The sequence below is a fragment of the Dehalococcoidia bacterium genome (assembly GCA_021295915.1).
GTDB lineage: Bacteria > Chloroflexota > Dehalococcoidia > Lucifugimonadales > UBA1123 > VXRN01.
Window position 1 is genome coordinate 1 of the sequence record JAGWBK010000013.1, and the last position, 23,994, is coordinate 23,994.

The window sequence follows — 23,994 nt, forward strand, 5'->3', positions numbered from 1 at the left end:
GGTCCGTCCGTGAACACGCCCAACCTGCGCACAGCAAACTTCACATCAAACTATCTCACCACCTATGGGACGGTTACAACGCCCCCCTCTCGTTGACATAGCTTCGGGCAGAAAATACACTCCGAGTTGTGCATTCTGCGGGCTGAAGGGGGAACGATGGCTAGGAGAAGAGTCGGATACACAGTGAATCGGCCGGGCAGGCGTGTCGAGGACCCGCCGGTGGAGATACCGGTAGCCAAAGACCTGCAGTCGGTGCCGGGTACGCCGATCCGTGACAACGAGGTCACCTACTACGCGCGTGAGTATCCGCTGGAGAGCGTTGCCGTCGAGCACAGTGCGTCGTCGCTGTGGGCGCTGGACGTCCGCGAGGATGCCGCCCCCAAGACGGCCGACCTGTACCGTCAGCACCAGGAGGAGATCGGACCTGTCGTCGAGTGGCTGAAGTCCACGGGCGACATGGAGCCCACAGGTGAGCCGACCGGCAAGGACGTGACAGAGGCCATACGAGCCAAGGCTCGCGAACTCGGTTACGGCGAGGTCGGGTTCACCAACTTCGACCGCAGGTTCGCCTACAAGAGCAAGCGGCAGTACATCAAGGGAGACCTGAGAAACGCAATCTGCCTGGCCGTCGAGCAGGACTACATCGCGACTCAGTCGCTGCCGAGCCTTGAGGCCGAGTCAGCTCACGGCGACACGCACATGCGGCAGGCCGAGATGGCGAATGAGCTCGTCGACTTCATCCACTCGCTCGGCTATCGAACACAAGTGTGGGGCCCGACGTGGCACTTCGGCGCAATGATCCCGCTGTTCGTGAAGGCCGGATTGGGACAGTTGGGCATCAACGGCCAGTTGCTGTCGCCGCACTTCGGGTCGCGGGCAAGACTGCAAATCATCACCACCAATGCGCTCATCACGCACGACAGGCCGGTGGACTACGGAGTCACCAAGTTCTGCGAGATATGCCAGATATGCTTCATGCGCTGTCCTGGCCGCGCGATCAATCAGAACAAGATCTGGTACCGAGGCGTCGAGAAGAGCAAGCTGGACTTCCGCCGATGTCGTCCGGTTATGACCAGCTACTCCGGCTGCGGCGTGTGCATGAAGGTGTGTCCCATCCAGCGCTACGGGATGCCGCAGGTGATGTCCCACTACATCGAGACCGCAGAGGTCCTCGGCAAGGGGACGGAGAACCTTGAGGCCTACACCCTCGAGGACAAGGGCTACTTCAAGACCGGGCAGCTTCCCAAGTTCGAGCCGGGCTTCTTCGACATGCCGATGGGCAGGTCGGAAGACCTGGTGATGGACGAGTACCGCGAGCGCATCCAGGACGTCAACGGCGACGCCGGTGCCAGAGAGGCGGTATGGATGGAGTTCAGGGAGAAGCTCGACAAGGCGCTAGAACGGCGCGACATCCCGGTGGACATGGGCATGGACCTGGGGGGCTAGGCTGGACTCCAGAAGCACGCAAACCGAACCCTCCGGCGACGACTCTCAGGACAGTTCCCCCTCATCCTCTAACGGGCCGCCGGAAGGCCAGGACTTCGCCACACTGTATGGCTCGCCATCCGGCTGGATCCGCGCCAAGGTTGGCGGCGTCTTCTATGGCTGGTGGCTGGTCTTCATCACTGGCTCGGTCATGGTCATCTCGACCACCCCGATGTTCCACGCGATGGGCCTGTGGTTCGTCGCGCTCGAGCACTCCTTCGGCTGGACCCGGACGCAGCTATCGCTGGCGTTCGCGTTCACGCGAGTCGAGGGCGGAATCCTGGGCCCGGTCGAGGGGTACCTGACCGACAGGCTGGGCACCAAACGGCTCGTGATAATCGGCATGACCATCATGGGTTTCGGCTGGCTGCTGTTCAGCCTTGTCCAGGACACAAAGGACGTGCCTATCCTCAGGGATATGCCGTTCCACGTGCTGCCGGACTTCACGCAGGCGATTATCCCGCCGCTCACGTTCTATGCGGTCTATATGCTCATCGCGCTCGGCCAGGGACTTGGAAGCTGGCTCCCGCTCATGGCGATGCTGAACAACTGGTTCAACCGTCGCAGAGCGATGGCGATGGGACTCTCGAACTCGACGAGCAGGGTCGGCACTCTGATCATGATCCCGGCCATCGCGTGGGCAATCGATCCTGAGTTTGAGAGGCTCGGCTGGCGGCTGACCGTCGTGATCATCGGCATCGCGATCCTGGTGGTAAACCTTCCGCTCTCGCTGCTTATCCGCAACAGGCCGGAGGACTACGGACTGCTGCCGGACGGGGACAAGCCTGAAGAGCCCGCCAGTGAACCGTCAGACAGCGTGTCTTCCGATGACAGGCCTGCGGAGACGGTGTCGAGGCGGGCGCCGGAGCAGATCGACTTCACATGGCAGCAGGCGGTGCGAACACCAGCATTCTGGCTGATCAGTGTCGGACACGGCTGCACGTCCATGGTGCTGATCGCAATGATGGCCCACCTCGCGCCGATGATGGTAGACCGGGGCTACAGCCTGCAGACAGCGTCGTTCGTCATTACGGGGTACACGGTCGTGTCGATGGTCTTTCAGCTAATCGGCGGCTACTTCGGTGACAGGGTGCCAAAGCGACTCGCCCTGTTTGTGTTCACATGGATACAGGCATCCGGTGTGTTCCTGCTGACACTCGGGCCGGCGACTCTGCCTGTGGCATACGGGTTCGCGCTGCTGTTCGGCGCCGGCTTCGGCGGACGCAACCCGCTGACAGTGTCCATACGCGGAGAGTACTTCGGAAGAAAGTCGTTCGGAGTCATCATGGGCATATCCCAGGTGCCAATGAACATACTGCTGCTCGCCGCGCCTGTTTTCGCGGGAGTGGTGTACGACGTGACAGGCGAGTACACGATTGCGTTCACGGTGCTCGCCAGTCTAAACATGGTCGGCGGAGTGCTGTTCCTGCTGGCAACGCGACCAAGACTCACTCAACCCGCGAGGGCCGTCGCGCGGGCATAGGTTTTCACAAGTAACAGACAGGAGTGGAGTGAGGGTTGTTCGCCCTCACCCAACCCTCCCCCAGTAGGAGATAACAAGGGTAGGTATAAGCGTACAAACAAGCACGAACACCAACCAACAGACCCCCTCTCCCTCAGGGAGAGGGTTGGGGTGAGGGTGAAAAGCACGAATACCTACCCCTGTGAGCCGTGAGGCAGAGGGGACCAAATAGGAGGTACACACAATGCCAATCGTAGACCACAACAACGCTCCTGAGGTGCCCTGGAGGCCAAACTACCGCAAGTGGGCGATTACGCAGGAGGGCGACGGCACGACCTCGACGGACGCCGCGATAAGCGAGGTCGGAGTCGGCACTGGAGCCCCGCTGCACACCCACGAAGACGATGAGCTGATCGTAGTCCTCAGCGGTACGCTCAGCGTCCGCTACGGTGACGAGACCCACGAGGTAGGCGCAGACCACACCATCGTCGTACCCCCCAACGTCCCACACGGTTTCACCGCCATCGGCGACGGCCCAGCCACCATCATCGGAATGTTCCCAGCCAAAGACCCGTTCCTACGGACCAAGTTCCTAGAGGGAGAGCCGCCCGAGGTGCATAGGTAGGGGCTACCTGAGAGTTCAGCAGGTCTCCGGATTTCAAAAGACTTCAGCGAACAGTTCTCAGACTGCTAGCTCTTTTGTATAACTGGCCGCATCACCTTAGGCATTTATTCTCAACTCCGATTGCCTAGCATGTAAAGGTGAGGAGGACTCAGTGACCCACACTGGCCACGCCAACAATATCGCTGGCAACAGATTTGTTGGCAAATTGAGAGGCGCTTAGAATTTCTCGGTAGGAGCCACTTCGTGGATTCCCGCTTTCGCGGGAATGACGAAAACAATGGAGCCTTGAAGACTTCGAATATGACCGAGGCTTACCTACTCCACCACCTGCATCATGTGCTCAGGAGCAGGAGTCAGTAGCTCAACCGGAATTGGCCTGTAGGTGCCTGAGTCGAGGGCCCAGAGGACTTCGAACTGGGTCGGACCTGATGGAGATTTATACTCGATGCGTAGGCGGTTCTGTCCTGGGGTGAGTCTGAGTTCGCCGGTCGTGGCCGTGTTGTCGCCGGGAGGGTCCTCGGCGACGAGGCGGTTGTTGACGTAGAGGGAAATCTCCCCATTGTGAGTGCGGCTGACTTTGAACCGATGAGCACCGAGCGTGTCGGTCCGGAGAGAGCCCTCCCAGACTGCTGTGTATGGGTGTGGAATGACCGGGCTGTAGTGGAAGAGGTCCATCGAGGGCGTGACCTGCATCGAGCCCGGGACTCCTGACGTACGTTCGCCCTCGAAGAAGCGTCCGGCGAGGCCCACTGGTCTGACAGAGCCACGGTACAGCCTGCTGAATGGGATGGGTTCGCGGACACCGTCCTCGTTCTGCCATAGCACCCGAATTGAACCGTCAGGGCCTTCGATGTCGGCGACGATGGATAACTCGTGCAGACCGGACGCGAGGGTCACTCGCGAGGTCGTCATGTTTGATTCCAGGACTCGCTGGCCGTTCAGATCGACGACGGCGTGGGAGCTGTCGAGCATGAACTCGTACTCGCCATATTCTGGTACATGCAGCGAGCCGGAGAGCGCGACACGGTACGGAAACTGCTCTGGGCCGGCGTCGGGGTGCCACGTCGAGTCCGTAACGCTGTCTCGCCTTCCGGGGACCTCGTTCCTGTTCACAGTGTACGTCGCGTCCAGACCCTGCCGAGAGGCAAGCTCCTCACGGCTGACGAAGCCGGTGTAGTACATCGGGTCGCCGCCAGCGGGCGCGGTCACGATGTTGAACTCGGCGTCGGGGTAGTAGGCCTTCATCACCTCCCAGAAGCCACGCTCACGCGGTTCGAAGTAGGCGGCTGCGCCTCTCCAGACAAGCGTCGAGACGAGCGGCAGAGTCTCGGGAGCCTTCAGCACCTCGACCCTTGGATGGTTGGCGAGCAGCGTGCTGGTCAGGCCGAACAGGAACTGTCTCGACACCCACAGCGAGTAGCCGAGCCGTTGACGCTCGACCTGGCTACGCGCCATCAGCGTCTCGTCGGTCGAGAACCCCGCGTACACCCTGGGATCGTTCGCCTGGTCGCCAAAGTAGAGGTCGACGTTGAGGTACGCGACAATCCCCAGGAGAGCGAGGATAGCTGGCAGCGCGATTCGTCTCGCGAGACTCCACGGGACGTCTCTCCACGTTCGCCACAGCAGATCGATGACAAGTGCGGCCAGCGCTGCAACAGCCGGAATGACCAGGATCGACCTCAGTGACTGGGGTGCCTCCCACGGCACGGTGAGGACGCCGGGGAGCACCATGAAGAACACCCAGAACGGCAGCATAAACAGCGCGACGGACCGCCACCGGATCAGCGCGAAGAAGAAGCCGAGAACGAACAGCGCGCCGGTTATGCGGTCGAGCATCGGCGCGTTCGGCAGATTGTGTCGCGGGTTGGGGTCGCCCTCGACGTTGAACATGAGCACATGCATGTCCAGGCTGGAGAGGAGCCTGCTCCCCCAGTCCTCTCGTGGAGTCAGGTTGAACAGCGAGGTCGTCTCGGTTCGCTCAAAGAACTGCTCGGAATTCTCCATCGCGTACTGCGCGACGGGCGCTGCCACAAACAGAGTGAGAATCGCCATCGTCGCTATATTTGCCGCGTACGCCCTGAAGTTGGGGCGCGACACCAGCAGGTGCAGTAGAAGAATCAACCCGACCACTAGCGGGAACATCCTGAAAGGGGAGTAGAACCACATACCCAGACCAAGGGACGCACCGGCGAATGCGAAGTCCGACGTTCGCCCGGTTCGTATCGCACGGAGCATCAGCCATCCGGTAAGGGCCGCGAATAGCACGCCGGTGATGCCGTGCATCCCGATGCGGCTCCAGTTGAGGTCCCAGCGCATGACGGCCACGAGGAATGCGGCAATCAGCGCAGCCGACGCCCCGAGCACATGACGGACGAAAAGGAACGTGGCGACAATGCCCAGCAACCCGAACGCAGCGGCCACGAGTCTCGGCGTGGTGATTGCCACGCCCGCGAGCTTGACGACGGCAGCGATAGGCATCAGGAACATCGTCGGAAGATTAGTGGAGGGTTCATACACCGGAATCTGCCCGGGGTCACCTGCGTACTCGCGGGCATGGAACAGGTTGTCAGCCTCGTCGAACCAGAGCCCGGCGGGCAGGTCATCGAGGTTGTACAGCCGCAGTCCTGCTGCCAGCACGAGGATCGCCAACAGGACGAGCCACGGCACTGTCGAACGCAGTCCGATATGCAGTCCGCCCGCGGCCTTCAGCCTGAGTATCAGTGCGGTCCACCGATTGTCCATGGCGGGAATGGCAGCCAGCGTGAGAGCGACTGCGGCTCCGAATGAGTACCAGGCGAGGGTCAGGCTCTCGGGCTCGTCGTGTCCGAAGTTGCGGAGCGCGACGAACATCAGGACGATGGAGCAGAGCGCGGCGAGGGCCCCGATCGTTCTCTCGTTCAGATCGACTCCGAAACGCGAGTTGGGGTCCGCTGGGAACCTACGGGAGTAGGGGCAGGTTTGAGACCTCCCTCTACCTGTAGAGGCGGCTCGCTCGTCCGTTGTCTGTTCTCGCCGTGTGTCCGCAAGCGCCAGGCACACTACAGCGATGACGAGCGGCGCAATGGCCCACTTCATGTCGTCAGCGCGTATGAAATGGTCTGCCAGAATGGCCAGGACGATGGCGGACGCGACGAGCGTGAACCTGACAGCCGCAGCGCGACCAAGCTGTTCACGAATGAGTTTGGGCCCAGGGCCGGAAGAGTCGGGAGGGTTATCCGGGGCGCTCATGCCGGAGCTTCGGTCTTCACCACACCGAGTTCGTACAACTCGTCAATCTGGTCCGGGGTGTATCCGAGTTCATCCAGCACTTCCCTGGTGTGCTGGCCGAGAAGCGGTGTCGGTCGAGTCGGCAACGTGGTGGAACCGTCAAAGGCCACGAGGTTGCCGCTCATCTTCACCGGTCCCAGCGAGGGGTGGTCCAGTACGGTCGCCATTCGATTTGACTGCGTCTGCGGATCATCGAAGAACCCGTTGACGTAGTTTTCGACCACCGGAGCACATGGGACGCCGTGCTGTCGGAGCGTATTCAGGACTTCACTGACCGTCATGTCAGCGATGGCACGCTCGGCCTGTTCCGAGCTCGATAGCCAAGTCAGTCCGGTTACAGGTGAATCGGCAGCTACCGCAATCCAGCCGTCCGATGCGCTGTACACTCGGCGAAGTGGGCTGACCCCGTACTGGTCGCTGTCCGGCAGCGGCCTGGGCGTCATGTCCTCGTACCGCATGAAGCCATCCATGCACATGAGAGATCCGGCAGCCAGCAAGCTGGTGTTGACCCGCTGGGCAGTCCCAAGTCGTTCCCGCGCCACCAGGCCGAGGACCGTGCCCAACGCCCCCAGCGCGCCACCTGTGTAGTCGCACGGGGCGAGCACACCCAGGTACACCGGAGGGTTATCGTACCCGCCCTGGGCGTGCTGGAGTCCTGTGATCGCCTGCGCGATCGGGTCGACTCCGGGACGGTGCGAGTACGGTCCGTCCCATCCGTAAGCAGTGACGTGCGATTGGATTAGTCCGGGGTTGAGTTCGTTGAGCGTCTCGCTGTCCAGTCCCATGCGGTCTGTCGCGCCGGGCCTCATGTTGGCGAGAATGGCGTCAGAGGTGGCCGCTAGACGCCGGGCAACCTCCTTGCCCTCGTCGGTGCGCGTGTTGACCGAGACCGATATCTTGTTCGTGTTGTACGAGATGAAGCCCGCGCCCCCGGCTGGTCTGGAGATGTCGCCGTCCAGCGACTCGAACTTGACCATCTCAGCGTCGAGGTCAGCGAGAAGCCGCCCCGCAACCGGCCCGGCAATCACGTTGGTCATCTCCATGATGCGGACGCCAGAGAGCGGGAGGCTGGATTCACCCTCCTCTACCCCTGGGTTCCCGCTTTCCCGGGAATGACGGGACTGGGAGCGGTTCTCGTGTTCCCGGTAGGGGCGGGTTTGTAACCCGCCCACGCGTGGACCACGTACCTGTCCCGGGGTCGCGGCCAACTTGATGGGCAACCCCATCATCGCGGTGTCACCAAGCACAGGGTCGTCCAACTGCTGAACGAGGCCATCGTGGATGATCTGGGGGTCTGACATCGCTTCCTGCGCGCTTCTTACGAGGTCGCACGGGACGTCGGCAGCCCACAGCTCTTCTATCCACTCGTCCGAGGGACGGGTACGGATCCTGTCGGCGACTATGTCGAAGAGCCGCCTGCGAGCGTCCTCAGTAGCTGGCCAGCGGCCGTCGCCAAACTCTGGATTCATCGCGATGACGTCGGCGACGCCGATCACCACTGAGGCGAGGTCTACGAAACCGGAATGGATGCAGCCGATCTGGAGCCACTCACCGTCAGCGCACTCGAACACGCTGTAGAACGGTCCGCCGCCCTGTGGAGACGGGAGCGCGTTCCGCGTGGGAATCGCGTCACTCACTGCCTTGGGCGTGTACAGCAGCGCACCCGCCATCAGCGAGGTCTCCACTCGCGAGCCGATGCCCGTCTTCTCGCGGCGGTAGATCGCGGCGCATATTCCCAACGCAGCGAGCATTCCAGCCCCTACGTACGCGATCGGATGGACCACGTGAATCGGTCCGCCACGGTACGAGGGCTGGCTTGCAAGAACACCCGTCCGGGCTGCCACGAGGTCGTGGTCGGCAGGCTCGTCCTTCAGGGGACCGTCCGAGCCGTATGCGGTAATCGAGCAGTGTATGAGCCGCTCGTTGTCAGACCTGAGACCGTCGATTCCGAGCTGGGCTCTCAGAGACGAGCCCGGAGCGAAGTCGTCGAGCACGATGTCCGCATCCGCACACAGTTCCCCAACGGCCTCTGGCGACGCGTCCGGGTCGAGCCTGAGCACCTCCTTGCCCCGGTCGTACACGGCGAAGATGCCGGGCATACGCACCACGTCTTCGTCGTAGAAAGCAATGCGCACGACGCGAGCGCCGTTGTCAGCCAGGAACATCGAAGCGAGCCCACCGGCCAGCCCGGTCGACAGGTCTACGACCGTGATGCCGTCGAGGGCAGACGGAGTTTCAGGCATGGAGGAAAGTCCTATCAGAAATCACAGTGACCGCTATTGTGTTGAGGCCGCTGCAAGGTGTCAAGGATAAGACAACTATCACGCTCTCTGGAAATAGTGAATCTGGACTGGGCAGAAACGCATCTGAATAGTTGTAAGTGTGGAAGCGGCCGCTGACACCTGCACTGCGCAGTTGATGTAGAATTACTTAGTCCCATTTTGTCCCTACCTGGAGTTAGACATGCTCAACAAGCTCGGACGTATTACAAGACTCAACCCGGACCGTGTGCAGCCCGATGCGCCTCCCGGTCAGTTCGTCACCGACAGATTCCCAGTGCTGACATTCGGCCCGACACCTCGAATCAATCTCGATGACTGGCAGTTCAAGATCTCCGGTCTGGTCGACGAGGAGATCACGCTGGACTGGAAACAGTTCAACGACCTCCCGCAGATAACGCTCGACGCCGAGTTCCACTGCGTAACCCAGTGGAGCAAGCTCCAGAACACCTGGCAGGGCATCCTGTTCACCGACGTCATGAAGCTCGTCACGCCCAAGCCGGGCTACGGCGGCTACTCGACGAACGTCGCGCTCGACGTTCTTGTCGACGACGACGTGATGTTCGCGCACTCACACGACGGCGCCCCGCTGACTCCGGAGCACGGCGGCCCCATGCGGCTCGTCGTTCCCAAGCGGTACGGCTGGAAGAGCGCGAAGTGGGTCAACGGCATCGAGTTCATGGCCGAGGACGAGCCCGGCTTCTGGGAGATGCGCGGCTACCACATGGAGGGCGACCCCTGGAAGGAAGAGCGCTTCTGGAGCAGCCTGACCTACTAGAATTGTGAATGTTGAATCTGGAATTGCGAATTGGCTTAGGGATTCATTAGCTCTCGCCACTCACAATTCTCTATTCACCATTTCCCCGAAGGGACCCGGGTTACTGTGCTCGATCACGAGGTCGGTGGCGTCATGGAAGCGCATGAAGTCACGCATGGCGCGCGCAAACGACGACGCAAGCCGGTTGCTGGGTCTGACCCCGGGTTCCAGATGTAGCTTCTTCAGTCGCAGGACTCCTGTGCTGCGTTCTAGCTTTGGATCGAAGCGTCCCACCACCCTGTCACGGTCCAGAATCGGCAGGCAGAAGTATCCCCAGAGCCGGTCAGGCTCGCGCTTGTAGCACTCAAGCACCTGCTCGAACTTCCAGAAACTCACGTCCCGTCCCTTCGCCCAGAAGAGACTGTCGAACGGGTTGAGGAACGTGGTGCGTCTCGGATTGAGTTCGTCGTCCGCAGCCTTTTCGAGCAGGTGCAGGTTGTCGCGGTGTACGAGCAGGTCATGCTCCTGCCTATCGGTAAGCGTTGCCCTGATCGGGACGAACACGCCATCCGCGATGAGTGACTCGACGATCGGCTTCGACACTGTCCGCTTCATGTGGAAGTAGTCGCCGACCTGTACAGGGGCGCAGACGCCGAACGCCTTCATCGAGATCTCAAGCAGGTGGGACAGCGCCTCGTGTTCGGTCGGCTCGGTACGATCAACCCACTCCGGCAGCACACGGTCTCGGACATCATAGTGTCTCTGGAAGTTGACCCGGTTTGAGATCGCAAGCTCGCCAATGTCATACAGGTATTCGAGCGCGATCTTGGAGTGGTCCCAGTTCCACCACGATCCGGGGGCCCTCTTCTCAGTACGGAAGTCGGCCGGACGGGACGCGCCTTCGGTTCGGACCCGCTCCAGGACAGACTTCACGAATTTCTGATTCCCAGGCTCTGCCGCCCACTTCCGGTGCCAACCGCCTCGTCCCACCGAACGTTGCCGCATCGTCGGCAGCATGTAGCGGTACTGTGTCAGCGGGATGATACACGCGGCGTGAGTCCAGTACTCGAAGAGGCGGCGGCTATTGTCGGGTGACGTGTTGCCGTCGTCGAACAACAAGCTGTCCAGATGGTCAGGGTCGTAAGTACCGAGTCTGCTCCACAAAGTCAGGTACTGTGCGCGCCTGACCACCTGGAGCGTGTCGATCTGCACCCAGCCAACGCGCTCAACAGTCGAGTACACATCATCGATACCGGGCCGACTACCGCGGCGCATAGGTTCCGAGAGCCCCTGAGTATGCAGAGCAAGGGCCCGAACGGCAGCAAGTGAATAAGCTTGAGTCAAGGAGTTCCGCTCCCCTAAGAATTGGCTGAGAGTCAGCACCTGTGCCAAGTATTTCTAACACAGCCTCGGAGATCTGCTCTAGCCTTACTCTTACGGCCCTGAATTCGCATGTATCCCGTTCGTGATACAATTACTGTACATATGGTGGAGGTATCAAATGGCTAAGACCGAAATGATACGCGCCCGCGTCGAGCCAGAGTTGAAACGAGAAGCCGAGGACCTCTTCTCGACTCTCGGGTTATCAACGACAGAGGCCATAACACTCTTTTACAAACAGGTGACACTGCACCAGGGTCTGCCCTTTGCAGTCAGGATACCCAACGAGGAAACCGTAGAGGCGCTGGAGCAGGCTAGAAACAGGGATGGTCTGACCGAGTACGGCAGTCTGGATGAGCTCAAGGCCAGTATCGACTAACCCATGAGGCTATCCACAACTTCACGGTTCGAGAGGGATCTTCGCCGCGCCAGAAGACGCGGCAAAGACCTCGACAAACTTTGGTCCATCGTCGAGCAACTCTTAGAAGGACGTTCTCTCAGTAGCCGGAACAGGCCGCACCGCCTGTCGGGAGCCTGGTCTCATTGCTGGGAGTGCCACATAGAGCCTGACTGGCTGCTTATCTGGGACTCAACCGATGACGATGTTCTGATCCTGGTGCGGACTGGAAGCCACTCCGATCTGTTTGGCTGATGCGGTCTTCGGGCTCGTCACAAGTGTCTTATTCGGCTGTGAATTTACGTCTCAGAAGTCGGGGCGATTAGCGGCACCTCCAGCTCGGCGAGGAGGTTCTGGAACTCGTCCAGGTCCTCGTCGAGGACTTGTTGGAGCGATGCACCGTAGCCGTCGAGTACCTCTGAGAACTCGGCGAAGACATCGTATGCCTGCTTAGGAGGCCGGTAGTCCCCCGAGGTGACGACTGGCATCAGTCCGGCGAGCTTGGCGTTCCAGCGAACCGGCATGTGGAGCCTGTCTCGCGCCCCCTTGTATCCGGTCTGGATCAGCGCAGTCTCTATCTCGTTCAACTTGGAGGTCACCGACTCTGCACCGTCAGAGACTGCATGCTCTGCGGCGGTGCCCCTGGCGCGCTTGGCCCACTCCTCGACCTGGGAGCGCGCGCTGCGCAGCCTGTTGATGTTGTCGTGCGTCTCGGAGATCTTGTCGCGCAGATTGATCGCAAGCTCGAACTGGGCGTCAAAGTCCTCCTGCGTGGCATCCACGCGAGGGTCCTTCACCAGATTGAAGCTCACGTTCTGCGACTGCTCGCCGACGGTGAGACGTACCTGGTACGAACCGGGAGGAGCCATAGGCCCACGGCCCACACCCTCGGTGGTCTTGTCGCCCGGCACGGTGCTTGCGCCGGGGTAGCGCATACCCCAGTCGAATCGGTTCATGCCAGCCTCAGCAGGCACGCGAGGCATGTCCGGGCCATCGTCGTCATCGTCGGACTTCTTCTCTGCACTCGTGTAGCTCCTGATCTCCTCGCCGTCGGCGTCGAGGAAAGTCAGCGTGACCTCGTCTTCAGGAGCCTCGTTAAGCCAGTACCAGACACGTACACCCGCGGGCGGGTTGTTGCCGGCGTCGAGGAATTGGCGGTCGATCCTACCCAGTTCGTCCTTGTTATCGATGAAGGCGACCGCCGCGCCGAGCGCTAGCTGATAGTTCTTGGCACGACTTCCGCCGCGGCCCCTGAACGGAGCAGCCATGCGAATCTTGGTCGGAGGCGTGAGCAGGTGGGCGTCCTCGTCTGCGAACTCGCCGGATACCTGTCTGAGATGTTCAAGGTCGTCCAGGATCCAGAAGCTACGACCGTGCGTGGCGGCCACGAGGTCGCCGTTCCTGGCGTTTAGGTCATACACGGGCACCACGGGCAGGTTGCCGCGCATCGAGTGCCATGTGCCGCCGTCGTCGTAGGAGATGTACGCGTTGGTCTCAGTGCCGGCGTAGAGCATCCCCTGGCGCTCGGTGTCCTCGCGGATGCAGCGGGTGAAGTCGTCATCTGGCAGGTTGCTCGTGATGGACGACCACGTCTGTCCGTAGTCGGAAGTCTTGAACAGGAATGGCCGGTTGTCGTCGAACTTGTAACGCGTGCCGGACATGTACGCCATCGCTGGATCGTGAGGCGATACCTCGATCATGTCGATGCGCGTCCACTCTACGAGTTCGGGAGGTGTGACGTTGTCCCACGTCTGTCCGCTGTCCCTGGATATATGGACGAGTCCATCGTCCGAGCCAGCCCAGAAGACGCCCTTCTCGTGGGGCGACTCGACGAACGAGAACACGGTGCAGTAGGTCTCTGCGCCAGAGGCATCGCCGGTTATGTCGCCGCCCGAGGGCTGGAGCTTGTCCGGGTCGTTACGCGTGAGGTCAGGGCTGATCGGCTCCCAGCTGCTTCCCTGATCGGTGGACCTGAACACCACGTTGCCCGCTGCGTACAGCACACCAGGGTCGTGAGGAGAGAACTGGATCGGGTACGTCCACTGGAATCGATACTTAGCGTCGATGGGACCGTAGCCCGTGTTCATTTCAGGCCAGACAGTGATGATGCGCACCTGTCCAGTCGAGTGGTCGTAGCGCAGCATGTTGCCGCCGCCGCCGGGAGATGAACCAATCGCGCCGGAGATGACGATATTCGGATCATTGGGATCGACCACGATGTAGCCGCTCTCGGAGCTGCCGACCGTGTAGCAGTCTCCCCACGGGATGCCGCCCTTGTGAGTGCGGGAGGGCACGCTTATCGCGCTGTTGTCCTGCTGGGTGCCATACACCCGATAAGGGAACTGCGTATCGGTCGTGACGTGGTAGAACTGCGCGGTGAGCTGGTTGTAGATGGTCGAGAACGTCTCGCCGCCGTTGTAGCTGACGCACGCTCCGCCGTCGTTGCCCTCGATCATGCGCTGTGGATTGCGGGGGTCTATCCAGAGGTCATGGTTGTCGCCGTGGGGAGTGTTGACCTCCTCCCACGTCTTGCCGGCGTCTATCGACTTGTACGCCGAGTAGTTGAGCACCCAGGCAGTGTCAGCGTCCTGCGGGTCGGCGAAGATGTGCTGATAGTACCAGGGCCTGCCCTGGAGATCGCGGTTGTCGGATACGAGCTCCCAGGTGTCGCCGTAGTCGTCGGACCTGAACACACCGGGTTCGCCGGCCTCGACTGTCGCGTAGACGCGACCTGGCTTCGACGGGCTGATCGAGACGCCGATGCGTCCATAAGGCCCCTCGGGAAGTCCCTTGTTGCTCGACACGTCCTCCCACGTCTCGCCGCCATCCATCGAGCGCCACAGCCCGCTGTCCGGGCCGCCGCTGGTGAGGTTCCAGAAGTTTCGACGGACCTGCCAGATGGAGGCGAACAGCACTCGTGGGTTGTTCGGGTCTATCGTGAGGTCAGCCGCGCCCGCGTTCTCGCTCTTGAACAGCACGTGCTTCCAGTTCTTGCCGCCGTCTGTTGACTTGAATACGCCGCGTTGCAGGTTCGGCCCGAAGGCGTGGCCGAGCGCGCCGACGTATACGATGTCGGGGTTGGTCGGATGAATCCTGACCCGCGCGATGTGGCGGGTGTCCTCGAGTCCGAGATGCTCCCATGAGCGTCCGCCGTCGTTAGACCTGTACACGCCGTCGCCGTGGCAGACGTCGAGTCGTATGCACGCCTCGCCCATGCCTGCGTACACGACCGAAGGGTCGGAGTCCGAAACAGCGATCGCGCCAACCGACGCCGTGTTGAAGAAGCCGTCGGAGACGTTCTCCCAATAGGTGCCGCCATCGTAGGTCTTCCATACCCCACCCGCACATGCGCCGAAGTAGAACGTTCCCTGGTCAACGGGATCGCCTGCAACGGCAACGACACGTCCGCCGCGCGGCGGGCCGATGCATCGCCACTCCAGGGCGTTCAGCATCTTGGGATCAATGGCGTTGCCGGCAGGTTGAGTGGTCATGGTGGTACCTCTACGTGAGCGATGAGTTGGGGCGCATTATATCTGGACGGTGCTATATCGTCATGGGGCGTCGTCACGACAAGACTGCTTCATCAGCAGCGGACGAGGAATTGCGGAGATCTCTCAAGACTTGACAGCATATTAATAACATGAATAAATAACAGTAATAAGAAACGGGAGTGCCAAAGTGAACGAAGACCGGACTTTCTGGGAGTGCATCCATGATGCACGATCAGGGGGGCAGATACCCCGCGTCTGGAGGACAAGAGAACTCATTGATGTGCTCACCCCACCAGCCGGGCGATTCTCCCCCAATACCGTTAGCGTCCTTCCATACAATGGCAGCATTTCACGTGAAGGCAATGGGATAGGGGACTTTATCAAGCGTGGTATAGAACCCAAGGCGTGGCGCGTGGGACGTGGCAAGTTCGAGTTGATCGTTGACCCTGACGATGACGCCGAGCAGCAGAACGCGCAGAGAGAGATGGCAAAGATGCGCGCTGCGGAACTCAGGGCGCAAGTTCGTCGCACCGCTGGGCAAATTAATCCAGCAAGGCCAACCCGACCTCGGATTCTCACGCGGTCAGAAACACCCGGACGGAGTGAAAAGCAAGCATCAACAAATGGGCGGGATGTCGCAGAAACCATTACGCTCGACGATCTAGAACTTCAGGAGATAGCGGAGCTGAGTACGGAGCATAAGGCGCTGTACATCGTCGAGAAGTACATCAGAGACAAGTACGGCAATGACGTAGAGATCGAAGAGGACCATGATGGCGCTGACCTGCGGCTCTCGGTACATGGACAGGATGAGCAGCGAATCGAGGTGAAAGGCACCGCATCAAGGGACCTTGCGTGGTCTCAACTGAAAGTGTCCAGCCAGAATTCACACGACGCCTTGGAGAGCGGCGAAGCGACGATGTACCGGGTGGTGAATGTCGACGGTCCGCAACCGAGTATCTACATACTGAAGTACGATCAGGACTTTACCCTGGAACCTGAACCGAGGTGGGCCGTCAGACAGATCAGGCGTGAAGACGATCGCTACCCCCTGAGAGGAAGGCCCTACCGCTACAACCTGCCACTTGAGCCGGTGGCCCAGGACGACTGGGAGACCCCGGAATGATCCTTCTCGACACTCATGCATGGGTGTGGTGGACAGTCGACCCCGATCGGTTGAGCGAGACCCAGCGCCAGGGGATCACGGAGAGCGAGGACGACCTAATAGGCGTCAGCGCCATATCCTGTTGGGAGGTCGCCAAGCTCTGCGAATACGGACGCCTGGACCTGCCTGTCGGACTGTCCGAGTGGTTCCGGTTGGCACTGGGATATCCTGGTGTGTCGTTACTGCCACTAACTCCTGAAGTCGCGATCGAGTCAACCAACTTGCCCGGCCGGTTTCACCGTGACCCCTCAGATCAGATCATCGTCGCCACAGCAAGAATACATGAGTGTCCACTGGTGACTTCCGACGACAAGATTGCCGGTTACGCTCACGTTCAGACGATTTAGCCACAAATTGGAGAACTTGCACCGATGACACCACAGGAGCGCCTTCAGAGAATAGAGTCCTACGGCAGCGCGCACGACCTGCTCTTGGAGACGCTGAAGGAGTTTCCGAAGGAGATGAGGCAGCTCAGGGACGAGCACGGCTGCTGGAGCATCCACGAGCACGTCGTCCACATCACCGACTCCGAGGCCAACAGCTACATCCGCTGCCGCAGGCTCATCGCCGAGCAGGGCGAGTCGCTAATGGCCTACGACGAGAACGTGTGGGCATCAGAACTGGACTATCATGAGCAGAGCGTCGAGGACTCACTCGCGCTGTTCAAGTGGCTGCGGCAGAAGAGCTACACGCTGATCAAGACGCTGCCCGAGTCCACCTGGGCGAACTCGTCGTTCCATCCCGAAAACGGCGAGACCACCCTCGACGACTGGCTCGACACCTACGAGAGACACGTCCCCGAGCACCTCGAGTTCATGAGGGACAACCTCAAGGCGTGGAAGGCCGACGCTCTCAGCTAGTCCCCTCTTTCCTTCCAAAAATCCATCAATTGCGTGCCATTTTGTCGCTATGACAGCGTCGCCTGCCATGCCGTAACCTTGCATGGCTTTAGTGGAGACCCCGACATTCCGGGAGAGGACTCGCGGCAGGAGAGACTGATCTGACCACAGCTTGTGTGTCCGGCACGGCCGGCGCTCACAGCTTGGAGTCTGCCAGGTCTCTGGACGAGTCTGATCAATCCTGGGACATCGGGATACGAGCGCTAACGTGCAGCGGAAAGGAATTGGGGCAAAGTGCTGCTGCTGGCGCCTCCGGCGGAGTCAGATAACTGACTACCGTTAGAAACAGGGAGCGTATCAGGAGTAGACAATGAAAGTTTTGCAACTACGGATGGACGAAGCCACCTACGATAAGGTAGAGCAGGAAGCCATCCATGAACGCAAGTCAATGACCGCCGTAGTTACAGAGGCGCTGTCCCAACATCTCGAGCCTCACGGCGATGTAGTCTTCCTCAACGGAAGCACCGAGACAACCACCGCAGCCCCGGCGAAGAGTGCGGCGATATAGTAGACGACCGCCTGAAAGCCGAACGTCTCGTACAATCCCCCGGCAATTAGCGGAGAAAACATCGCCATCAGGAATGCGGCGAAGGTCACAATCCCCAGGCCGGTGGACGCCACTTCGTCACCGAGTTCGTCGAACACCGCTGCGGTCAGGATTGGCTGGTCCGGGTAGAGGAACAGCCCCAGCAGCCCTATCGTGACGGTGAGCATGACGCCGGTGTCGAATGCCAGGAGCGCGAGCGCGATAAGGCACGACCACGCGAGGCCCGGCGCGAGTACCTGCTTGCGGCCAAAGCGGTCTGAAAGCATGCCCGCGACCGGCTTGGCTATCAGCCCGACGGCGATGAGCAGCCCTATGTGGAAGCCCCTGAACGTGGTGCTCATCTGGAGATCGTTGTCGAGGTACAGCGAGAGTATCGTCAGCAGTGCGACCAGCGCCATCCCTCTGAAGCCTCTCACCACGGTGAGCCCCCATAGGACAGGACTCCTCAGGAGGAGTCTTGTGGCCTCGATTCGCTGCGAGCCCGCAACGGCTTCGCCCTCCTCCATGTTGCCGATGTTTCGGAGCGCCCAGATGGCCATCGCGCCCATGAAGAGCGGCACCACCGCGTACACGCTGAGAATATCTCGCCACGTGAGGAACGCCAGCAGCGCTCCAGTGACCAGCGGGCCTGCAACGTCGCCCACGCTGCCACCAACTCCGTGGAAGGACAGCACCGTCCCGCGCCGCTGAGGAAAATGGTGCGACAGGGATGCCGCCGCGAGCAGGTGCCAGATCGAGTGCGAAATCGCGACGGTTGCCATTCCGATCAGCAGCAGCGGGTACACAGGGGAAACGCCTATGATGAAGCACCCGACTGAGCAGGCGACAAGGCAGAGCGCCAGCAGTGGACCCCAGTACTTGCGAAAGATGTCGACCAGCACGCCGCCGGGAAGCGCGACCAGTCCTGAGGCGAACTCTCGGGCGGACAGGATTCCGCCCACGCCCACGCTGCTGAGACCAAACGCCTGCTGAATCTCCGGCAGGGCGACCACAAAGCTTTGCAGGATCCAGTGAAACATGGAGTGGCCCACAGCCACGCCCGGAACTATGATCCGCCTGCCAGACTCCGGGGCCTGGTCGTCGCGTGAACCTGTCATGTCATGGCCGTGCATGGTTCAGCCTGATGGCGATACAGCACCCAGCACGGTCTGGACTAGACCCCGATTCCCACCTGATCGCATGACGCGGCTCCCTGTAGTATGGTGGCGCGCAAGCGTAACACGGCCCATTCGGAGGCGCAAAGCGCTGCTACCCCTGAGACCTTTACCCCCTCTCCCTCGGGGTGAGGGTGAATGGTCTTGATTTCGACAACTCGACCTTTACCGGAGTTATGCTGAAGTCAGAGAAAGGGGCCAGGCATGAGGTTCGCAGCTTTCACGACCGTGGCGGGATCTGCGGGGGAGGCAACGAGCGCCGCGGAACACATCGATAACCTCAGGCAGCAGACCATCCTGGCCGAGGAGCTCGGATTCGAGGCCATGTGGCTCGGGGAACACCACTTCGGGCCGTATGGCGTCGGCGACATTCCCAATCCGATCCTGCTCGGAGCCGACCTTGCAGCCCGAACGTCCAGGATACGCATCGGGCAGATGGCCAACATCGCACCGTGGTGGCATCCGATCCGGCTTGCCGAGGACCTCGCGATCTTGGACAACATGACTGGGGGACGAGTTGAGGTCGGCTTCGGAAGAGGCATCTGGCCGTATGAGGGCCCGCAGTTTCATCCCAACGCCGACCCACGCAGGGACGCCGAGAACAGGGAGCTGTTCCAGGAGATAATCGAGATCGTCAGGGAGATATGGGCCAACGAGTACTTCTCGTACAGCGGGACTAACTTCAGCTTCCCTGCCGAGGGCACCGTGTTCTCACATCCGAGTTATCCGTCCAATCCTGACTGGCAGGATGGCGATGTGGTAAGGAAGCTCCGGGTGACTCCGAGGCCATACCAGAAGCCGCACCCTCCGCTGTGGATGACCGTCTCCACGGACCGATCTGTTTCGTCCGCTGCCGAGCTTGGCCTGAAGGCGTGCTACTGGCAGCCTCCCCCTCTCAGGATCAGGCAGCGAATGGAACTCTACGCCCGTATCAGGACGGAGCGCGAGGGCAGGCCGTTCGCCCTGGGAGAAGACCAGGCAGTCATGCGCTCCACGTATGTCGCCTCATCGATGGAGGAGGCGCGGCGTGATGCTGAACAGGGAATCATGTCCGCGTTCATCTTCAACGATCCTTTCAGGGGCCGGCAGGTGTTCACAAACCCTGACGAGGTACTGGACGACGACGTGAAGCTGGACTGGGACTTCCTGGAGCCTCGCACTCTGCTAGTAGGCTCCCCCGAGAACGTGGTGGAGAGAATCCAGGAGCTTCAGGAGGTGTGCAACCTCGAGTACCTGCTGGTCGAGTTCACGCACATGGGCATCCCGCTGAACAAGACGCTGAAGAACCTGGAGACATTTGCCACGAAGGTGATGCCGAAGTTCACGGGCGACGACTGAAGAACGGAGATCATCTAGTGAAGATCACGAGGAACAACCACGAGGACATCTACCCGGCAGGCCCGACCTATGTACGCGCCATTCGAGCGGGCGACACGCTGTACGTCTCCGGCTGCACGGCGAGGAACTCAGATGCCGAGGGCGGCCCGATGGTGGAGCAACTGCGGGTGACGCTCGACCGCATCGTGCGAATCGTCGAAGCTGAGGGCGGGACTGCCGCCAACATCGTGTCCATGACGACCTACACGACCGACATGACGCAGATGTGGCCCATCGAAGGCGCTCAGCTTGAGGTCTGGGAGCACTACTTCAAGGGCAACTGGCCCACCAACGCCTACGTGGAGATAACAGCCCTTGCGGATCCCGGACTGGACGTCGAGCTCACGGCCATTGCCGCACTGGGTGGAGACTAGCGGCGGCCGAAGGAAGCCTGGCGCTCCCTGCCTTTCCGCCGGAATGAGTTCCAGGGCTTGAGGTCGAGTGGTCTGTTAAGCCCGCGCTCGATCTCGTCCCACTTCTTTTCCTCGTCGGCGGTGACGAATGTTATCGCCTCGCCGGTGCGCCCCATGCGGCCCGTACGACCTATCCTGTGCGCGAAGAGCAGCTCCGAGTCAGGCAAGTCGAAGTTGATGACGCGTCCGATGCCCTCGATGTCGAGGCCGCGGGCTGCGACATTTGTCGCCACCAGCACGGAAGTATCACCTGATCGGAAATCTTTCATCACCCGTTCACGCGCGTTCTGGCTCATGTTCCCCTGGAGGGCGCCCACGCTGTAGCCGGACGTTTCAAGCTGTCTCGCAAGCTTCTTGACGCCGCGCTTTGTGCGGCCAAACACGATAACGGGACCATCGTCATGTTCGTCGAGCAGTGTCCTGAGGGCGTCCATCTTGTTCTCTCGCCGGATCGAGTAGACCAGGTGATTCACGGTCGGCGCCGCCTTTAGATTGGCGTCCACCTCCACTGTGACGGGGCTGCTTAGGTGCTTCTTGGCAGTCTTTGCCACCCACTCTGGCATGGTTGCCGAGAAGAGCGCTGTCTGACGCTCGGAGGGTGTGCCCCTCAGGATGGCCTCGACGTCGTGTGCGAAGCCCCTGTCGAGCATCTCATCGGCCTCGTCCAGGACGAGCATCCTCACGGAATTCAGGTTGAGAGTCCCCTGCTTCAGGTGGTCAAGGGTACGCCCGGGAGTGCCAACCACGATGTGCGGGCCTCTCCCCAGGGCCGAGTACTCAGGCTTGAGAGACCTCCCGCCGTACAGCAGCGTTACCCGCAGCCGGTGCGGAGAAGCCAGCGCTTCCATTACACCCGCGACCTGGATTGCCAGCTCCCTGGTGGGCACTAGCACGAGGCCCTGGATCTTCCGGTATGAACGATCGCACTGCTCCACCATCGGTATGGAGAAGGCCAGCGTTTTGCCCGAGCCGGTGCGCGCCTGACCGATCAGGTCGCGTCCCTCAAGAAGCTGCGGGATGGTCCTGGCCTGAATCGAGGTAGGTTCAGATATATCCATGGCGGCAATCGCCGACCTGGTGGCGTCGCTCATCGAGATCTGCGGGAACACGTGGCTCGCAGCGCTGGAAGCGGATTCGGTCTTTCGCTCTGCGGGTGTGATGTCGTCCCGCTGGTTCTTGAAGCAGTCGCGGCAGTACACAGGACGGTCGGGAGCGGGACGGAACGGAACGGTGTCAGACTTGCGGCAGTCTGCGCAGACGATGTCGTGACGCTGCCTGATACTGGAGCGTCGACGGCGAGTAGGTGAAGGTGCAGTGAGCATACGAGAAGTGTCTTCCTTACGTTGATTGGCGTGAAATAGCAGCGTGGCAGGGGCCTGGGGAGGTGAGAAAGGGGGAAATGTCTGATGGACAGATGCCGCTGGATCCCGGGAGACCCGGTCCACTATGCCCAATTAGTCTAACAGACAACCCTTCTAAGATTCCAGTTTCCGATAGCACCCTTATCTGACAATTCTTCTCCGCAATAACTGTATGTGCCCTGGCTCAGGCGTCTACAAGGCACCCTCAGTAGTCTGTAGACATAGCTGGTACAATGCGGGCGTGAATCGGTTCGGATACAACGTTGATGAAGTCGTTGCGACGATTCGGTCTTCACACCCACAACGACACCATAGGTTCATCGACTCTCATGTGCGAAACCTTCTCGTAAGTGGGCCAACATTTATTCTCAAGGCGTATCGTTCAAAGACACGAACGATCTCCATACATCTATTGAAGCTCAGTGAAGCCCAACTCAACGCTGAAGCGGAACCCAGTCCGTACACTCTCGGCCTGGTGAGATACTATGTACGTGAACTTGACCGTCTAAACGCCGAGTTGCGTATCCTTGAAGAAGCTATGTCTGGAGCGCAGATTCCGTACCTGTAACACACAGTTGTCTCCGACAGGCATATCTTGGAGGGAGATTTGCAATGAGCCTGAAGCCGGAATCACTCAGACCCATGGACATAGCTGCCCTGCGTCCATCTCTAACGGGTAGGGAGGGTACTGAGGCACTGGTGATAGTTCACGCGGCAATTGAAGAGCTTCAGGCAACTGCCGATCGGCTCACAGGGCCACTGCCAGAGCAGCAGAGAAAGCTGTCGACTGACGATGAGGCAGGTCTGATCGAACTCATCACCGATCTCAGAGACCTGTTTGAGCACGTCGGCGGGCACTGCGGCGAGGCGGCTGAAGCACTTTGGAACGTAACAGAGCTGCTGGCAACTGAAGGCTCGGCAACTAAGCACAAGACCGCTGAGAACTGACCAAACTAAAGCAATCCCAGGAGACTGATATATGAGTGACCAGGGCTACGCCAGACCAGAGTTGCTGGCGACCACGGAGTGGCTTGCTGAGCATATAGACGACCCCAACGTCCGCGTGGTGGACTGCGATCCGTTCGACCCGTACCTGCGGGCGCACATCAAGAACGCTGTCGGCATCCGCGTGCACCACTACATCAAGCACCCGGACTATCCGTCGGCGCCGAAAGAGTACCCTCTGGTCGCCGAGCCGGACGTGATGAAGGAACTGATGGAGAGCATGGGCATCGGCGACGACACTCTCGTCGTCGCGTACGACAACTCAGGCAGCCTGAACTCGGCGCGCTTCTGGTGGGTGCTCAACTACTATGGGCACACCAACGTGAAGGTGCTCAACGGCGGCTGGAAGAAGTGGTTCGACGAAGGTCACCCAACCTCGGTAGACCGGCCTCCGGACGTCGGAGAGGTCACGTTCACCCCGAAGACCGACGACTCGCTGGTCTGCACGCTCGACTACGGCGTCGGGCAGGTCGGCAACGACGACACGGTGTTCTGGGACGTGAGATCCGACGGTGAGTGGGACGGCTCAAACGACAGGGGCAACGCACGAGCAGGTCGGATACCGGGCGCCATTCACCTGGAGTGGCTGAACCTTCTCACCGACGACCGCCACCGCATGTTCAAGCCCGCGTCCGAGCTGAGATCCATGCTCGATGCGATAGGAGTCACGCCCGACAAGAACGTCGTCACCTATTGACAGGGCGGCATCCGTGCGGCGCACGGTGTGTTTACCCTGAGGCTCCTCGGCTTCGACAGGACGCGCAACTACGACGCCTCCATGGGCGAGTGGGCGAACCGTGAGGGCACGCCTCTGGAGAATTAGGAATTGAGAATAGGGAATGGAGAAGTGCGCTCCATTAGAGGATAGCTGAACACACCTCAGACACTGTCGTGAGTTCGTTGAGAAAGGTCTTAACTCCTCCACATTGC

The 23,994-nt window shown here is 60.5% G+C and carries 19 protein-coding genes; 13 read left to right on the forward strand and 6 right to left on the reverse strand.

What is annotated here, in order from left to right; translation table 11 throughout:
* Positions 1-156: 156 nt before the first annotated feature.
* The 3 genes from J4G14_05555 to J4G14_05565 all read left to right on the forward strand — a co-directional run bounded on the left by J4G14_05555 (position 157) and on the right by J4G14_05565 (position 3,572).
* Positions 157-1,446, forward strand: a complete 1,290-nt coding sequence (locus J4G14_05555) for a hypothetical protein (protein ID MCE2457264.1) — start codon at positions 157-159, stop codon at positions 1,444-1,446.
* 190 nt (positions 1,447-1,636) lie between these two features.
* Positions 1,637-2,968: an MFS transporter gene (locus J4G14_05560; protein ID MCE2457265.1), complete on the forward strand. Its 1,332-nt coding sequence runs from the start codon at positions 1,637-1,639 to the stop codon at positions 2,966-2,968.
* Positions 2,969-3,191: 223 nt separating this feature from the next.
* The gene (locus J4G14_05565) at positions 3,192-3,572 is read left to right on the forward strand and encodes a cupin domain-containing protein (protein ID MCE2457266.1); all 381 of its coding nucleotides are present in this window, start codon (positions 3,192-3,194) and stop codon (positions 3,570-3,572) included.
* Positions 3,573-3,887: 315 nt separating this feature from the next.
* Here J4G14_05565 and J4G14_05570 read toward each other — a convergent pair whose 3' ends face one another.
* The gene (locus tag J4G14_05570; protein MCE2457267.1) at positions 3,888-6,800 is read right to left on the reverse strand and encodes a glycosyltransferase family 39 protein; all 2,913 of its coding nucleotides are present in this window, start codon (positions 6,798-6,800) and stop codon (positions 3,888-3,890) included.
* Complete coding sequence (locus J4G14_05575) at positions 6,797-9,082, reverse strand: CoA transferase (GenBank protein MCE2457268.1); 2,286 nt, start codon at positions 9,080-9,082, stop codon at positions 6,797-6,799. The genes J4G14_05570 and J4G14_05575 overlap by 4 nt, the downstream gene beginning before the upstream one ends.
* 220 nt (positions 9,083-9,302) lie before the next feature.
* On the opposite strand from J4G14_05575, the gene J4G14_05580 reads away from it, so the two are divergent.
* A complete protein-coding gene (locus J4G14_05580; protein ID MCE2457269.1) occupies positions 9,303-9,896 on the forward strand; it encodes a sulfite oxidase-like oxidoreductase in 594 nt (197 codons plus the stop codon).
* 60 nt (positions 9,897-9,956) lie between these two features.
* Here J4G14_05580 and J4G14_05585 read toward each other — a convergent pair whose 3' ends face one another.
* A complete protein-coding gene (locus J4G14_05585) occupies positions 9,957-11,150 on the reverse strand; it encodes a YcaQ family DNA glycosylase (protein ID MCE2457270.1) in 1,194 nt (397 codons plus the stop codon).
* A gap of 226 nt (positions 11,151-11,376) precedes the next feature.
* On the opposite strand from J4G14_05585, the gene J4G14_05590 reads away from it, so the two are divergent.
* Entirely contained in the window at positions 11,377-11,634 is a 258-nt protein-coding gene (locus J4G14_05590) for a type II toxin-antitoxin system RelB/DinJ family antitoxin (GenBank protein MCE2457271.1), read from the forward strand.
* 3 nt (positions 11,635-11,637) lie between these two features.
* Positions 11,638-11,907, forward strand: coding sequence for a type II toxin-antitoxin system YafQ family toxin (locus J4G14_05595; GenBank protein MCE2457272.1), 270 nt, complete (start codon positions 11,638-11,640; stop codon positions 11,905-11,907).
* Positions 11,908-11,951: 44 nt separating this feature from the next.
* On the opposite strand, the gene J4G14_05600 is transcribed toward J4G14_05595, so the two are convergent.
* On the reverse strand, positions 11,952-15,143 hold the full coding sequence (locus J4G14_05600; protein ID MCE2457273.1) for a glycosyl hydrolase: 3,192 nt from the start codon (positions 15,141-15,143) through the stop codon (positions 11,952-11,954).
* 280 nt (positions 15,144-15,423) lie between these two features.
* Between J4G14_05600 and J4G14_05605 the strand changes: the two genes are divergently transcribed.
* Genes J4G14_05605 through J4G14_05615 form a run of 3 tightly spaced genes read left to right on the forward strand, consistent with a single transcriptional unit; the run spans position 15,424 to position 17,168 of the window.
* Positions 15,424-16,269 (forward strand): hypothetical protein, encoded by an 846-nt coding sequence (locus J4G14_05605; protein MCE2457274.1) that lies wholly within the window; start codon positions 15,424-15,426, stop codon positions 16,267-16,269.
* A complete protein-coding gene (locus J4G14_05610; GenBank protein MCE2457275.1) occupies positions 16,266-16,655 on the forward strand; it encodes a type II toxin-antitoxin system VapC family toxin in 390 nt (129 codons plus the stop codon). The genes J4G14_05605 and J4G14_05610 overlap by 4 nt, the downstream gene beginning before the upstream one ends.
* Positions 16,656-16,679: 24 nt before the next feature.
* Complete coding sequence (locus tag J4G14_05615; GenBank protein ID MCE2457276.1) at positions 16,680-17,168, forward strand: DinB family protein; 489 nt, start codon at positions 16,680-16,682, stop codon at positions 17,166-17,168.
* A gap of 471 nt (positions 17,169-17,639) precedes the next feature.
* On the opposite strand, the gene J4G14_05620 is transcribed toward J4G14_05615, so the two are convergent.
* Complete coding sequence (locus J4G14_05620; protein ID MCE2457277.1) at positions 17,640-18,851, reverse strand: MFS transporter; 1,212 nt, start codon at positions 18,849-18,851, stop codon at positions 17,640-17,642.
* A 261-nt stretch (positions 18,852-19,112) separates the two neighbouring features.
* Here J4G14_05620 and J4G14_05625 point away from each other — a divergent pair, with 261 nt between their 5' ends.
* Both J4G14_05625 and J4G14_05630 read left to right on the forward strand, forming a co-directional pair.
* Positions 19,113-20,246: an LLM class flavin-dependent oxidoreductase gene (locus J4G14_05625; protein MCE2457278.1), complete on the forward strand. Its 1,134-nt coding sequence runs from the start codon at positions 19,113-19,115 to the stop codon at positions 20,244-20,246.
* 17 nt (positions 20,247-20,263) lie between these two features.
* Positions 20,264-20,659, forward strand: coding sequence for a RidA family protein (locus tag J4G14_05630; protein MCE2457279.1), 396 nt, complete (start codon positions 20,264-20,266; stop codon positions 20,657-20,659).
* On the opposite strand, the gene J4G14_05635 is transcribed toward J4G14_05630, so the two are convergent.
* Positions 20,656-22,020: a DEAD/DEAH box helicase gene (locus J4G14_05635; protein ID MCE2457280.1), complete on the reverse strand. Its 1,365-nt coding sequence runs from the start codon at positions 22,018-22,020 to the stop codon at positions 20,656-20,658. The genes J4G14_05630 and J4G14_05635 overlap by 4 nt on opposite strands.
* A gap of 651 nt (positions 22,021-22,671) precedes the next feature.
* On the opposite strand from J4G14_05635, the gene J4G14_05640 reads away from it, so the two are divergent.
* Both J4G14_05640 and J4G14_05645 read left to right on the forward strand, forming a co-directional pair.
* Entirely contained in the window at positions 22,672-23,007 is a 336-nt protein-coding gene (locus J4G14_05640) for a hypothetical protein (GenBank protein ID MCE2457281.1), read from the forward strand.
* Positions 23,008-23,038: 31 nt separating this feature from the next.
* Entirely contained in the window at positions 23,039-23,761 is a 723-nt protein-coding gene (locus J4G14_05645; protein MCE2457282.1) for a sulfurtransferase, read from the forward strand.
* The last annotated feature ends 233 nt before the right edge of the window (positions 23,762-23,994 follow it).

Coding starts and splice junctions, on each gene's coding strand:
- J4G14_05555 (MCE2457264.1), top strand. CDS start 157: ATGGCTAGGAGAAGAGTCGGATACACAGTGAATCGGCCGGGCAGGCGT.
- J4G14_05560 (MCE2457265.1), top strand. CDS start 1,637: ATGGTCATCTCGACCACCCCGATGTTCCACGCGATGGGCCTGTGGTTC.
- J4G14_05565 (MCE2457266.1), top strand. CDS start 3,192: ATGCCAATCGTAGACCACAACAACGCTCCTGAGGTGCCCTGGAGGCCA.
- J4G14_05570 (MCE2457267.1), bottom strand. CDS start 6,800: ATGAGCGCCCCGGATAACCCTCCCGACTCTTCCGGCCCTGGGCCCAAA.
- J4G14_05575 (MCE2457268.1), bottom strand. CDS start 9,082: ATGCCTGAAACTCCGTCTGCCCTCGACGGCATCACGGTCGTAGACCTG.
- J4G14_05580 (MCE2457269.1), top strand. CDS start 9,303: ATGCTCAACAAGCTCGGACGTATTACAAGACTCAACCCGGACCGTGTG.
- J4G14_05585 (MCE2457270.1), bottom strand. CDS start 11,150: ATGCGCCGCGGTAGTCGGCCCGGTATCGATGATGTGTACTCGACTGTT.
- J4G14_05590 (MCE2457271.1), top strand. CDS start 11,377: ATGGCTAAGACCGAAATGATACGCGCCCGCGTCGAGCCAGAGTTGAAA.
- J4G14_05595 (MCE2457272.1), top strand. CDS start 11,638: ATGAGGCTATCCACAACTTCACGGTTCGAGAGGGATCTTCGCCGCGCC.
- J4G14_05600 (MCE2457273.1), bottom strand. CDS start 15,143: ATGACCACTCAACCTGCCGGCAACGCCATTGATCCCAAGATGCTGAAC.
- J4G14_05610 (MCE2457275.1), top strand. CDS start 16,266: ATGATCCTTCTCGACACTCATGCATGGGTGTGGTGGACAGTCGACCCC.
- J4G14_05615 (MCE2457276.1), top strand. CDS start 16,680: ATGACACCACAGGAGCGCCTTCAGAGAATAGAGTCCTACGGCAGCGCG.
- J4G14_05620 (MCE2457277.1), bottom strand. CDS start 18,851: ATGACAGGTTCACGCGACGACCAGGCCCCGGAGTCTGGCAGGCGGATC.
- J4G14_05625 (MCE2457278.1), top strand. CDS start 19,113: ATGAGGTTCGCAGCTTTCACGACCGTGGCGGGATCTGCGGGGGAGGCA.
- J4G14_05635 (MCE2457280.1), bottom strand. CDS start 22,020: ATGCTCACTGCACCTTCACCTACTCGCCGTCGACGCTCCAGTATCAGG.
- J4G14_05640 (MCE2457281.1), top strand. CDS start 22,672: ATGAGCCTGAAGCCGGAATCACTCAGACCCATGGACATAGCTGCCCTG.
- J4G14_05645 (MCE2457282.1), top strand. CDS start 23,039: ATGAGTGACCAGGGCTACGCCAGACCAGAGTTGCTGGCGACCACGGAG.